General features: G+C 64.7%; 12 protein-coding genes. 10 read left to right on the top strand and 2 right to left on the bottom strand.

Translation table 11 applies throughout. From position 1 onward, the window contains the following. Positions 1-123: 123 nt before the first annotated feature. From Q0743_RS11910 to Q0743_RS11940, 7 genes are all read left to right on the top strand, one after another. The gene (locus Q0743_RS11910) at positions 124-1,743 is read left to right on the top strand and encodes a GMC family oxidoreductase (protein WP_298241710.1); all 1,620 of its coding nucleotides are present in this window, start codon (positions 124-126) and stop codon (positions 1,741-1,743) included. Between the two features lie 12 nt (positions 1,744-1,755). Further along, complete coding sequence (locus Q0743_RS11915) at positions 1,756-2,637, top strand: alpha/beta hydrolase (protein WP_298241711.1); 882 nt, start codon at positions 1,756-1,758, stop codon at positions 2,635-2,637. Positions 2,638-2,885: 248 nt separating this feature from the next. Beyond that, entirely contained in the window at positions 2,886-3,830 is a 945-nt protein-coding gene (locus tag Q0743_RS11920) for a metallophosphoesterase (RefSeq protein WP_298241712.1), read from the top strand. Positions 3,831-3,844: 14 nt separating this feature from the next. Then, the gene (locus tag Q0743_RS11925) at positions 3,845-4,177 is read left to right on the top strand and encodes a cupredoxin family copper-binding protein (RefSeq protein WP_298241713.1); all 333 of its coding nucleotides are present in this window, start codon (positions 3,845-3,847) and stop codon (positions 4,175-4,177) included. A 142-nt stretch (positions 4,178-4,319) separates the two neighbouring features. Beyond that, complete coding sequence (locus Q0743_RS11930) at positions 4,320-4,868, top strand: sigma-70 family RNA polymerase sigma factor (RefSeq protein WP_298241714.1); 549 nt, start codon at positions 4,320-4,322, stop codon at positions 4,866-4,868. Next, positions 4,865-5,629: an anti-sigma factor gene (locus tag Q0743_RS11935; RefSeq protein ID WP_298241715.1), complete on the top strand. Its 765-nt coding sequence runs from the start codon at positions 4,865-4,867 to the stop codon at positions 5,627-5,629. The genes Q0743_RS11930 and Q0743_RS11935 overlap by 4 nt, the downstream gene beginning before the upstream one ends. A 98-nt stretch (positions 5,630-5,727) precedes the next feature. Continuing rightward, entirely contained in the window at positions 5,728-5,913 is a 186-nt protein-coding gene (locus Q0743_RS11940) for a hypothetical protein (RefSeq protein ID WP_298241716.1), read from the top strand. Positions 5,914-5,950: 37 nt separating this feature from the next. Here Q0743_RS11940 and hpnO read toward each other — a convergent pair whose 3' ends face one another. After that, entirely contained in the window at positions 5,951-7,342 is a 1,392-nt protein-coding gene (gene hpnO / locus Q0743_RS11945; RefSeq protein ID WP_298241717.1) for an aminobacteriohopanetriol synthase HpnO, read from the bottom strand. A 141-nt stretch (positions 7,343-7,483) separates the two neighbouring features. Between hpnO and Q0743_RS11950 the strand changes: the two genes are divergently transcribed. Then, positions 7,484-8,104, top strand: a complete 621-nt coding sequence (locus Q0743_RS11950) for a DUF2147 domain-containing protein (protein WP_298241718.1) — start codon at positions 7,484-7,486, stop codon at positions 8,102-8,104. Here the strand turns inward: Q0743_RS11950 and Q0743_RS11955 are convergent. Beyond that, a complete protein-coding gene (locus Q0743_RS11955; protein ID WP_298241719.1) occupies positions 8,072-10,660 on the bottom strand; it encodes an MMPL family transporter in 2,589 nt (862 codons plus the stop codon). The genes Q0743_RS11950 and Q0743_RS11955 overlap by 33 nt on opposite strands. Before the next feature lie 462 nt (positions 10,661-11,122). Here Q0743_RS11955 and ispH point away from each other — a divergent pair, with 462 nt between their 5' ends. Beyond that, a complete protein-coding gene (gene ispH / locus Q0743_RS11960) occupies positions 11,123-12,049 on the top strand; it encodes a 4-hydroxy-3-methylbut-2-enyl diphosphate reductase (RefSeq protein WP_298241720.1) in 927 nt (308 codons plus the stop codon). A 36-nt stretch (positions 12,050-12,085) separates the two neighbouring features. Continuing rightward, positions 12,086-13,246: an adenosyl-hopene transferase HpnH gene (gene hpnH / locus Q0743_RS11965; RefSeq protein WP_298241721.1), complete on the top strand. Its 1,161-nt coding sequence runs from the start codon at positions 12,086-12,088 to the stop codon at positions 13,244-13,246. The last annotated feature ends 258 nt before the right edge of the window (positions 13,247-13,504 follow it).

The following is a 13,504-nucleotide window of genomic DNA, read 5'->3' on the forward strand; positions in this document are numbered from 1 at the left end:
CCGCCCGGCATGGCCGGGCTTGTCTCAAACTTGTCTTGGCCATCCACGTCTGACTATTAGGGCAGAAAGTGCGTGGATGCCCGGGACAAGCCCGGGCCTGACGTCCATTGGGGTGGAAGCAGGATGCCAAGACGGCTCGAAGGTGAATTTGACTACATCGTCGTCGGGGCCGGCACCGCCGGCTGCATCGTTGCCAATCGGCTCTCGGCCGAGCCCAAGAACCGCGTGCTCGTCCTTGAAGCCGGCGGCGACGACAACTGGATCTGGTTCCACATCCCCGTCGGTTACCTCTTCGCGATCGGCAATCCGCGCTCGGACTGGATGTTCAAGACCGAGTCCGAGCCGGGCCTGAACGGCCGCGCGCTCTCCTATCCCCGCGGCAAGGTGATCGGCGGCTGCTCGGCGATCAACGCCATGATCTCGATGCGCGGTCAGGCCGCCGACTACGATCATTGGCGCCAGCTCGGCATGACCGGCTGGGGTTACGATGACGTGCTGCCGCTGTTCAAGCGGCTGGAGGATCACTTCCTGGGCGCCAGCGAGCATCACGGCGCCGGTGGCGGCTGGCGCATCGAAGCGCCGCGGCTGTCCTGGGACGTTCTCGATGCCGTCGGCGATGCCGCGGAGGAGATGGGCATCAAGCGCATCCCCGATTTCAATACCGGTGACAACGAAGGCACGAGCTATTTCCACGTCAACCAGAAGCGCGGCCGGCGCTGGTCCTCGGCGCGCGGCTTCCTCAAGCCGGCATTGAATCGTCCCAACCTCCGGCTCGAGAAGCACGTGCTGGTCGACGGTCTCATCATCGAGCAGGGCCGCGCGGTCGGCGTGCGCTTCATCCAGAACGGCGAGATCGTCGAGGCGCGCGCGAAGCGCGAGGTGATCCTCTCGGCCGGTTCGATCGGCTCGGTGCAGGTGCTGCATCGCTCCGGCATCGGCCCGGCCGACTGGCTGTCGCCGCTCGGCATCGACATCGTGATGGACAAGCCCGGTGTGGGGCGCAACCTGCAGGACCACCTGCAGCAGCGCGCGATCTACAAGGTCGAGGGCGTGCGCACGCTGAACGAGACCTATTACAATCTGTTCCGCCGCGGCCTGATGGGGCTCGACTATGCCTTTCGCCGTCGCGGCCCCCTGACCATGGCGCCGTCGCAACTCGGCATCTTCACGCGCTCGGACACGACGCGCGCGCGTGCCAACATCCAGTTCCACGTGCAGCCGTTGTCGCTCGACAAGTTCGGCGATCCGCTGCACCGCTTCCCCGCCATCACCGTCAGCGCCTGCAATCTGCAGCCGACCTCGCGCGGCACCGTGCGGCTGCGTTCGGCGAGCCCCGACGAGAAACCGATCATCGCGCCAAACTACCTGTCGACCGACGACGACCGCCAGGTCGGCGCCGACGCCATCCGCACCACGCGCCGCCTGATGCAGCAGAAGGCGCTGGCAAAATATCGCCCGAGCGAATATCTGCCCGGCCCCACCGTCGGCGACGACGATGCCTCGCTGGCCAGAGCCGCGGGCGACATCGGCACCACCATCTTCCATCCCGTCGGCACGGCGAAGATGGGCGCAGTCAGCGATCCCATGGCGGTCGTCGACGAGCGCCTGCGCTTCTACGGCCTCGACGGCCTGCGCATCGTCGATGCCTCGATCATGCCGACCATCACCTCCGGCAACACCAACACGCCGACCGCGATGATCGCCGAGAAGGGCGCGACGATGATTCTGGAGGATGCGAAGTAGCATCGCGTCTTCATGATCACCCCGCACCGCTTTTCCATCGGCCCCGCCGGCGCAGAGATCGCCATGTTGCAGTGGGGCGAGAGCGGCAAGCCGCCTGCCCTCCTCGTGCACGGCACCGGTTTCGTCGCCGCCGTCTGGGACGAGGTCGCGCGCGAGCTTGCATCGACCTACACGGTCTATGCGCTCGACCGCCGCGGTCATGGCGCCAGCCACAAGCCGAACGCATATCATTTCCTGGATTATGCCGAAGACGTCTGCCGGGTGATCGACGCGCTCGGGCTGCGCGACGTCTACGGGATCGGCCATAGCGCGGGTGCGACCGATCTCCTGCTCGCGGCAAGGCTCTTGCCCAGGCGTTTCACGCGTCTGTTCGTGATGGAGCCCACCGTCATGGACCCGCGCGCGGCGCGCTCGGATGTATTGAACGATGAATCCATCGCCCGCGTACAAGGCACGTTGCGCCGACGGGCCGAGTTCGAGAGTGCCGAGGCTGTATTCGAGCGTTACCGCACAGCACCTGCGTTTGCGGATTGGACCAAGGCCTCGTTACGCGCCTATGTACGCCACGGCTTCACGAAGCTCGACGACGGCCGGGTGCGGCTCTGCTGCACGCCGGAGATCGAATCGACTATCCTGCGCCCGATCTACGAGGCGATGGAGCAGGTTTACGTCGGCGATATCAGAGGCAATCCGTTTGGCTTGCTCGCTGAGCTCGACTGCCCGGTGCGCGTGACGACGGCCGCCAAGTCGGGACCGATCTACAAGGCGATGGCAGCGCGCGCGGTGTCGTTGATCCCACAGGTAAGCACTCTGGTCTTTCAGGACGCCGGACATTGCGTGGCGCAGGAAGTGCCCACGGCTGTCGTGAAGGCCGTGCGCGAGTTCGCAGAGTAAGTCTCGTGCCCCGGACGCAGCGCAGCACGAAGTGATGCGCTGCTGAGCCGGGGCCCATCTCGCGGCGCGCCGTGCGGCTTTCTGGGTCCCGGCTCTGCGGAGCAGCGTTGCACGCTGCACCGCGTCCGGGACACGAAACCACCTCACGACGCCGCCCCTCACGAAATCGTCATCACATCCGGGAATAAGACCCCGCCTCCCCCGATCACCTCCCCGAAGCCCACTTCCGGGCAAGAGGAGACGTTGCGATGAGCGGACACGATCATGGAGGCGACGGCGTCAGCCGCCGCAATGTGCTGGAATGCATGACCTGGGCCGGCACCGGGGTGCTCTGGACCGTCACGGGCGGCGTGCCGCGCTCGCTCGGCATCATCGATTCCGCGCAGGCTGCAACCGCCGCGGCGCCCGGCATGACCTTCCTCCAGATCAGCGACAGCCATGTCGGCTTCGACAAGCCGGCCAATCCCAACGCGCTCGGCACGCTGGAGGAGGCCGTGGGCAAGATCAACGCGATGCCGGCAAAGCCCTCCTTCATGATCCACACCGGCGACATCACGCATCTGTCGAAAGCCGCCGAGTTCGACAATGCCGAGCGCATCATCTCGCAGAGCAAGCTCGACGTGCACTACGTCCCGGGTGAGCATGACTTCCTCGACGAGGAGGTGAAACTCTATCGCGAGCGCTATGGCCGCGGCACCAAGGGCCACGGCTGGTATTCGTTCGACGCCGGTGGCGTGCACTTCGTCGGCCTCGTCAACGTCGTCGACCTCAAGGCCGGCGGGCTCGGCAATCTCGGCGCCGAGCAGCTCGCCTGGCTCGAGGACGATCTGCGCGGCAAGTCGAAATCGACGCCCATCGTGCTGTTCGCGCACATCCCGCTCTGGACCGTCTATCCCGAATGGGGCTGGGGCACCGAGGATGGCGGCCGCGCGCTCGAATACGTCAAGGGCTTTGGTTCGGTCACCGTGCTCAACGGCCACATCCACCAGGTGATGCAGAAGGTCGAGGGCAACGTCACCTTCCACACCGCGCGCTCCACTGCCTTCCCGCAGCCGGCGCCCGGAGCCGCGCCTTCACCCGGACCGATGAAGGTCGAGGACGCAAAACTCCGCTCCATGCTCGGCGTCGCCAGCATCAACTTCAAGCAGAACGAGCAGCGGCTGGCGATCATCGACACGCCGCTCCAGGGCTAAGGTGGAAGCTGACAATGAAGACTCTCAACCGCCGCGACTTCGGTGTCGACCTCGGTCTCGCTTTGGCCGCGGCCATCCTGCTGCCTGCAACAGCCCGTGCCGACGATCTGGAGGTTCATATCGACAATTTCGTTTTCCAGCCGGCCGAGCTCAAGATCAAGGTCGGCACCACCGTGACCTGGACCAACCGTGACGATATTCCTCACACCGTGGTCTCGGCCGGCAAGTTCAGGTCCAAGACCCTGGACACCGACGACAAGTTCTCGTTCACCTTCACCAACGCGGGCGACTACAAGTATTTTTGTTCGTTGCACCCGCACATGACGGGGATGATCAAGGTTGAGTAACGTCTCCAACCAAGGCATCAACGTCTTGCCCGGCCGGTGGTCCCACGCCGGCCGGGCTCGTGCGCCTTCGGTCGTGCACCCGACCGGCACGAACAGGGACGAAACGAAGCCGCAAGCAGGACAAGAGGCAAAGCGAGGAGCGATGCCCGCCAACGACGATTTGCAGAAGGCGCAGCGCTTCCGCGAGGCGGCGCTGCCCTATCTTGACGATGTCTATACGCTCGCGCGTTATCTCTTGCGCGATGCCTCCGACGCCGAAGACGCCGTGCAGGAATGCTATCTGCGGGCGCTGAAGCACTTTGACAGCTATCGCGGCCCGGCCATGAAACCCTGGCTGTTCGCGATCCTGCGCAACGTCTGCAACGCCGAATATGCAAGGCGGGCGTCGCGGCCCAGTGCGATCGAGGATACGCCCGGCGCGGCCGATCAGACGCCGATCTGGCAGGAGAACGAGGCCAGCCCGGAAACCGAGGTGCTGCGCAGCCGCGATGCCGGCGCCATCCGCAAGCTGATCGACGCGCTCGCCGAGCCGTTCAGGGAAACCTTCGTGCTGCGCGAGATCAACAATTTGTCCTATCGTGAAATCGCCGAGGCCGTCGGCGCCCCCGTCGGCACCGTGATGTCCCGCCTCGCCCGTGCCCGCGCCATGCTGCGCGCGGCCTGGACGGCGGAAGAGGAGCACTCAAGATGACCTGCGACGAAGCAAGGATCATGCTTCACGCGCTGCTCGACGGCGAGCTCGACGCCGGCCATGCGCGCGAGGTCGAAGCCCATATCGCCGGCTGTCCCGGCTGCGCCGCCGAATTCGCGGCGCAGCGCGAGATGCAGCGCGCGCTTGCCGACACCAATCTGCGCTACACCGCACCCGCGAGCCTGCGCAACAAGATCGAGGCCTCGCTGCCGAAGGCGCAGCCCCAGCCGACCCGCCGCTCCGTGCTGCGCGGCTTTGCGATGGGCTCAGCTGTGTCCGCGCTCGCCGCCACAGGCATCGTCGCCGTGGTGCTGCGCCAGGACGACCAGCAGCGCATCCTCTCGGAGGTCGTCTCCGCGCATCTGCGCTCGCTGCAGGCCGGCCATCTCATCGACGTGGTCTCGACCGACCAGCATACGGTCAAGCCGTGGTTCAACGGCAAGCTCGACGTCGCCCCGCCCGTGATCGACCTGACCGCGCAAGGCTTTACACTGGTCGGCGGCCGTCTCGACTACATCGACGCGCGCGCCATCGGCGCCGTCGTCTACAAGCGGCGCCAGCACGTGATCAACCTGTTCGTAGCACAGACATCGAGCACCGAGCACCGGCCGCCGAAGACGCAGACCATGCAGGGCTTCAATTGCCGCCGTTGGGGCGAGCGCGGTCTGAACTTCTGGGCCGTCAGCGACATCGGCGGCGACGAGCTCGCCGAGTTCGTCGACAAGTTCGAGGCGGCGATGAAGGCGAATGTGGAGGGGTAGCAAGTCTGCGTCAGGCCCGCGGGCCGGCCTCCCCGTGACGCGCCTCACGGTGCTCCCGACAGTTCTGCATCAGATTGGAGCTGTCGAGGAGAACGAAAATGGTTGCTTTGATGATCGCTTGCGCCGGCCTGCCGTCGATGTTCGCTACCGCGTGTGCCACGTTGCTGGCGTTGAAGGATCGCAAGCAATGGGTCTGGTTCGCAGCGCTCGCCATACTCGCGGGCTTCGCCGGTTTGACGGTCCTGAATATGCTTGAACTCTGGCGGTACAGCGTGCACGGTTGAACGGCCGACACGGCCCTTCAGCTTTGCGGCTGGAGTGTTACGCCGACCTTCGCACCGCGTTGTCCACCAGCGTCTTGCCGAGCGACCAGATCGCGCCGGGGACCTTGTGGCTGCCGGCGATGACATCGTCGAACGCCTTCTCGATCCAGGTGCAATCTTCCTCCGTGATCGTGAGCGGCGGCAGCAGCTTGATGGTGTGGCTGCCGTGGCCCGCAACCTGCGTCAGGATCTTGTGATCCTTGAACAGCGGCACGGTGATGAGCTGGCAGAACAGGCCCTTGTTGGCCGCTTCCAGCACGTTCCAGGAGGCGCGCAGGCGCAGCGACTTCGGCGGGCCGAACTCGACGCCGATCATCAGCCCCTTGCCGCGTACTTCCTTCATCAGCTCGTAGCCGGGCACCATGCGCGTCAGCGCGAGGCGCAGCTCGGCGCCGCGCTTGGCGGCGGACTCGATCAGCTTCTCGGACTCCATGACATCGAGCGTGGCGATGCCCGCGGCCATGGCGAGGTCGTTCTTCGAGAAGGTCGAACCGTGCACCACCGCGCGGTCCATCTGATTGAAGATCTTGTCGAAGATGGCCTTGCGCGTCAGCACCGCGCCGACCGGCACGTGGCCGCCCGAGAGCGACTTCGACAGCAGCACCATGTCGGGCTCGACGTTCCAGTGCTCGACCGCCAGGAAGCGGCCGGTGCGGCCCATGCCGGTCTGGATCTCGTCGGCGACGAACAGCGTGCCGTATTTCTTGCAGAGCGCGGCGGCGCCGGGCAGGAATTCGTCGGTGGGCATGTTGACGCCCTTGCCCTGGATCGGCTCGACGACGAAGGCCGCGACCTCGCGCGAGGCCAGCGCCTTTTCCAGCGCGGCCAGATCGTTGAACGGGATCGAAGTGCAGCCCGGCAGCAGCGGCTCGAAGCCGGTGCGGAAGTTCGAATCACCGGTCAGCGACAGCGCGCCATAGGTCAGGCCGTGATAGCCGTGGGCGCAATAGACGATGCCGGGGCGGCCCGTCGCGCCGCGCGCGAACTTGATCGCGGCTTCGACGCATTCGGCGCCGGAATTGGCGAAGAACGCCTTGTCCAGATACGGGACATATTTCAGCAGCCGCTCGGCGAGCACGCCCGCGAGCACCGAGACGTCGAACTGGACGAGGTTAGGCAGGTCGGCATCGAGCACGCTCTTGAGCGCATCGCGCATGACCGGATGATTGCGCCCGATCGCAAACACGCCAAAGCCGGACAGCAGGTCGAGATAGCGCGCGCCGTCGCGATCGTAGAGATACTGCCCCTGCCCCTTCTGGAAGCCGACATCGTAGCCGATGGTCTTGAGGACCCGAACGAACTGCTCGTTCAGATACCGATTATGCAGGGTGCTGCGCTGGGCCTGACGGTCCGCGAATAGCTGAGACATGTCTGGATTTGGGCTGTGCATCCGTTACATACTTCGGTTGAGGGTCGTCTCGTCAACTGAAAAGGGACCGTCACTGAAAACGGTCTGTGCGGCCTTTTGCCCTTTTTCGGACCATCTTCGCAAGCACAGCTTTAAACCATGTTGCACTGCCGAGGAACTATCATGCGTTTAGCCCTTTACACCGGACTAATACTGGCTGGCGGTTGCGCCTGCCTGACCCCGGCGCTCGCCGCCGATCCCACCGGCGACTGGCGCGTCGCCGACGGCGTCGCCAACATCCGTGTCGCCCAATGCAATGGCAGCATGTGGGGCGCGGTGGCCTGGGAAAAGAAGCCCGGCGGGCGCGACGAGAACAATCCGGATGCCTCGAAAAAGAACAGGCCCACGCTGGGCATGGCGACGCTGATCGACATGAAGAAGAAGCCCGGCGCCGAGCAGTGGGAAGGACAGGTCTATAACGCCCAGGACGGCCAGATCTACAGCGCGACCATCACGCCTGTCGGCACCGACCAGCTCGAAATCAAGGGCTGCGTGATGGGATTCCTCTGCGGAGGCGAGACCTGGACCCGGGTTGGTCCGCCGATCCCCTTGAGCACCGCCAACGCCAAGGGCGCGCCGAAGTCCCCGGCCGCGACGCCGAAAGCCGCAGGCACGACGGTTGCCGCCGCGCCTGCGCCCGCAGCCCCGAAGGCCCCGGCCGCCGCCAAGCCCGGTCAGAAGGGCGCCGCGGACCCGGTCGGCGACATCTGCCTACTCCCTGAGATTGCGGGGTTTGCCCATTAGGGCCGGCTGGAACAGCAGCACGGCCGCGAGCGTCGTCACCAGCGAGAGGGCAAGCAGCTTGCCCATGCTGGAGGTGCCGGGATGGCTCGACAGCCACAGGCTGCCGAACGCGGTCGCGGTCGTCAGCGCGCTGAAGAAGATTGCGCGCGTCAGGCTGGTTTGCAGCAGGTTCGTCCTGCCCGAGCGCCAGGCCACGACATAATAGATCTTGAAGGCGACGCCGACGCCGAGCAGCAGCGGGAACGCGACGATGTTGGCGAAGTTGAGCGGCAGGCCGATCAGCACGCAGATCTCGAGCGTCACCGCGCCCGCAACCAGGAGCGGCACCAGCGTCATCAGCACGTCGACGAAGCGGCGCAGGGTGATCCACAGCAGGAGGCCGATCACCAGCAGCGCATAGATGCCGGCGTGGATGAACGCCCGCACCACGGTGTCGCCGGATTTCAGGATCGAGACCGGCCCGCCGATGGCGGTCGGCTCGGCAACGAGCACCGCCGCCGCAAATTTGCGCAGCGTGTCGTTATCGTTGGGATCGCCCTTGGGCAGCGCCTCGACGCGGATGATACCGTCCTTGCTCTTCCAGGCGCTGACGAGATCGGGGGGCAATGAGTTCAGGGTGACGGGTCCGGCCTGCATCGCATTCCTGAGCTGGTCGAACACGATCTTCAACGGCATGACGAATACGTTTTGCGCCTTGTTGCGCGTGGCCTCGTCGCCATTGGCGAGCTTTTCGAGCGCGTCGGCCAGACGGCGCGAGGCGACCGCACCCGGGCCCTTCGCATCGCCTGCGGTGCGGCGCAGATTATCGACCGAGGATTTCAGCGCCTCGACGTTTTCCTGATCCGACGGCGCCGCGTCGATCTGATCGGGGTTGAGCGCGGGATTGAGCACCTTGGCGCCCTGCGCGAGCAGCTTCAGCTTCGGCGGCTGGTCCTCCGGCACGAAGCTGTTGAGCGACATCACCCTGAGCACCTCGGGCACCTTCTCCAGCTTCGCCTCGACCGCCCTCGCCTGCTCCTCCGACGTGGTCATCACGTTGATGGCATTGGCGCCGGTGTTGGGATCCTTGCGCAGATCGAGGAAGGTCGCGATCGATTCGGCGCGCGGATTGCGCAGGTTCATCGGGTTGAAGTCGAACTTCATGAAATAGAGCAGCGGCAGACCGGCGACCGCGAGCAGCAGCGTGCCGCCCACGACCAGCACGCGATGCTTCTCCAGGAAGTGATCGAGCGGCGCCAGGAAGGCATAGCCGACCGGTTCCATCTCGCCCGGCGGGTTGAGCAGCTTCAACAGCGCCGGCAGAACGGTGATCGACGAGATGAACGCCACCAGCATGCCGACGCCGGCGATCTGGCCGAGCTCCGCGATGCCCTTGTAGTCGGTCGGCATGAAGCAGAGGAAGCCGGCGGCCGTCGCCATCGCCGCCAGCGACAGCGGCACCGCCGAGCGCTTGGCCGCCAGCACCAGCGCGCCCGAAAGGTCGTTATGCTTGTAGCGCTCCGAGCGGTAGCGGACGCTGTATTGAATGCCGAAATCGACGCCGAGGCCGACGAACAGCACCGCGAAGGCGATCGACAGCAGATTGAACGATCCGACCATCATCAGGCCGGCCGCGGTCGTCAGCGCGAGGCCGACGAAGAGGTTGACGAACACGGCGAAGATGATCTTCGACGAATGCAGCGCGAGCCACAGGATGACCAGCACGACGAGAACCGTACCAACGCCGTTGACGACGGCACCTTCCTGGACGGTGGCGTATTCCTCGTTGGCAATCGGGATCGGCCCGGTCAGCCGCACCCGCGCCTGATATCTGCCAGCAAAATCGAGCTCCGCAGCCGCTTTCCGGATCGCGTCGGTGGCATCCTTGCCCGGCTCGAGCGCGTTGTAGTCGAGGATCGGCTTGAACTCGATGAAGGCTCGCTTGTCCGAATCCTTGAGCGGCTCGTCGCTGACGAGCTCGCGCCAGGAGAAGCTGGCGTCGCCCTTGCCCAGCACGGTCTCGACCGTCTGCGCGATCAGGTTGAAGGGCCGCTCGGTGCTGTCGAGCTTGACCTGGCCGCGCTTGACGCCGGCGAGCCCCGTCTCAAGCGCGCCGGTCAGGCCGCGGATCGAGGGATCGCCAGCCATGATCTCGATCAGGGGCGCTGCGGATTCGAACTGGCCGGTGATCTTGCCGACTTCCTCGGTCGGCAGGAACAGCAGGCCGTTCTTCTCGAAGAACTCTCCGCTGCCGAGTTGCTGCAGTGACTGGAAGTTGGTCTTGTCATCCTTCAGCTTGGCGTAGAGCGCGTCTGCCGCTGCGCTCGCCATCTCCGGAGTCCGCGCCTCGACCACGGCAAGGATCGTTTCATTTTGGTCGAACGCCTTGTCGAACTGCTGGTCGCGCTTGCGCCAGTCAAGGTTCTGGGAAATCAGCGAATTGATGTCGGTGTTGATGGCGAAGTGACGGGCAGCGTAATAGCCCGCAGCCACCGAGAGCAGCAGCCCGAGAACGACGACGAGGGAGGCAAACCGGGTGCAGGCCCTGACGATGGCGACGACGACGCTTTGCAGCACTTCTTTTCTTTCTGCGGTTAACAGCTTGCCGGAAACGCCCGCTGTTTATCGGAGTTCCCGGGCGAAACCTATTGCTGTTTTGGGTGGCTCTCCCGGGAACAAGGTTCGAAGTAAACGGCGGGAGACCGGGCAAATTCATGCGGGGCGGTCGGTATAGCCGGGGAGTTGAGGCGGGAACGTGACGAAAGGTTGAGCAGCCCTGTCGCACCTCTTGCTGGCGCCCATCTCCCTACTATAATACCTTGGAATCAACCGCGTCCGGACCTGACGGTTTCATTCGACCTTTCCTTGCTGCCGATTTTTTGACACAAAGAATTGCGCCTCCATGCGCCGGAGCCCCACGGGGGTGGGCGGCTACCGCGTGCGCGAACCAATGGTGCGGATATTGCAACTCATTGGTCAGGTTCGGGTGCCGCCGGGGACTGAAAAGCGGATTGGTGCAACTTGCGTGATGGGCGTCCCATGGAAGTTTATCTGGCGCAACCGCGCGGCTTCTGCGCGGGCGTGGTGCGTGCGATCGAGATCGTGGAACGGGCGCTGGAGAAATACGGTGCGCCCGTCTACGTGCGCCACGAGATCGTGCACAACAAATACGTCGTCGAGAGCCTGAAAAACAAAGGCGCCATCTTCGTCGAGGAACTGTCCGAGGTTCCGCCCAGGGCGGTCACGGTCTTCAGCGCCCATGGCGTCGCCCGCAGCGTCGAGGAAGAGGCCGCCGCGCGCGACCTTCCGGTGCTCAACGCCACCTGCCCCCTGGTCACGAAAGTTCACAATCAGGGGAAGCGTTACGTCGGCACGGGCCGTACGCTGATCCTGATCGGCCATGCCGGGCACCCCGAGGTCGAGGGCACGATGGGCCAGGTTCCGGGCCCCGTGCTGCTTGTCCAAAGCGTTCAAGAGGTTAAGGCCTTGAGCCTGCCGGCGGATAGGCCAGTGGCCTATATTACCCAGACCACCCTGTCGGTCGACGACACCAAGGACATCATCGCCGCCCTCAAGGCCCGCTTTACAGATATTCAAGGTCCGGATATCCGGGATATCTGCTATGCGACACAGAACCGCCAATCTGCGGTAAGGGACTTGAGCAAGCTGGTCGACGTGATCTTGGTGGTGGGCGCTGCCAACAGCTCGAACTCGAACCGGCTTCGCGAAATCGGCACCGAGGCCGGCGTCGCGAGTTATTTGATTGCCGACGGCAGCGAGCTCAATCCGGAGTGGTTGAAGAGTGCGAGAACGGTCGGCATTACGGCCGGCGCTTCGGCGCCTGAGGTACTCGTGGATGACGTGATCGAAGCGATGCGGCGGATCGGACCGGTCAAGGTCCAGGTGCTGCCGGGCCGCGAGGAAAACATCGAATTCCGGCTTCCGGCCCAATTGGCTGCGAGCTGACCCACCTGAATTCAAAGCCCAGAAAGAAACGTTGTAATGGCTATCCCCTTCTTCAAGGAAATGCGTATCGGCGGCTATTTGCTCAAGCAGAAACTGCTTGGCCGCAAGCGCTATCCGCTCGTGCTGATGCTGGAGCCGCTGTTCCGCTGCAACCTCGCCTGCGTCGGCTGCGGCAAGATCGACTATCCGGATGCGATCCTCAACCGCCGCATGACCGCGCAGGAGTGCTGGGACGCGGCCGACGAGTGCGGCGCGCCGATGGTGGCGATTCCCGGCGGCGAGCCGCTGATCCACAAGGAGATCGGCGAGATCGTGCGCGGCCTCGTCGCGCGCAAGAAGTTCGTCTCGCTCTGCACCAACGCGCTGCTGCTCGAGAAGAAGCTCGACCTGTTCGAGCCCTCCCCTTACCTGTTCTTCTCCGTCCATCTCGACGGCCTGAAGGATCACCACGACAAGGCGGTGTCGCAGAAGGGCGTGTTCGACCGCGCGGTGTCCGCGATCAAGGCGGCCAAGGCGCGCGGCTTCACCGTCAACGTCAACGCCACCATCTTCGACGGCCACCCGGCCGAGGAGATCGCAAAATTCCTCGACCTCACCGTCGAGCTCGGCGTCGGCGTCTCGATGTCGCCGGGCTACGCCTATGAGCGCGCGCCCGACCAGGAGCACTTCCTGAACCGCACCAAGACCAAGAAGCTGTTCCGCGACGTCTTCGCGATGGGCAAGGGCAAGAAGTGGAACTTCATGCATTCCGGCCTGTTCCTCGACTTCCTCGCCGGCAACCAGGAATACGAGTGCACGCCGTGGGGCATGCCCGCGCGCAACATCTTCGGCTGGCAGAAGCCCTGCTATCTGCTCGGTGAAGGCTACGCCAAGACCTTCAAGGAGCTGATGGGCACCACCGACTGGGAGACCTACGGCACCGGCAAGTACGAGAAGTGCGCCGACTGTATGGCCCATTGCGGCTACGAGCCGACGGCGGCGACTGCGGCCCTCAACAACCCGCTGAAGGCGATGTGGGTGTCGCTGCGCGGCATCAGGACCTCCGGTCCGATGGCGCCGGAGATCGACATGAGCAAGCAGCGCCCGGCGCAATACATCTTCTCGGCGGAAGTGCAGAAGCGCCTGTCGGAGATCCGCAAGGACGAGGCCGAAGCCGCTGCCGCGAAGGCCGCGCAGAAGGCCTCGACCGCGGCGTAAAGCGCCAGTCGTTATGCCGGCCGTGTCCCGGACGCGCTGCAGCGCCTCTATAGCGCTGCTGCGCTGAACCGGGACCCAGCAGCCGCGCGCCGTGCCGAAGCATGGGCCCCGGCTCTGCAGCGCACCGCTCCCGACGATGCTTCGCATCGCGGGGCGCTGCGCTGCGTCCGGGGCACGAGAGGAGTGTGAGCCATTCTCTCTCGCCGTCATTGCGAGGAGCTCAGCGACAAAATTGCGTAGCAATTTTGCGCAGATGCG

It is taken from the genome of uncultured Bradyrhizobium sp. (assembly GCF_936943645.1).
Classification (GTDB): Bacteria; Pseudomonadota; Alphaproteobacteria; order Rhizobiales; family Xanthobacteraceae; genus Bradyrhizobium.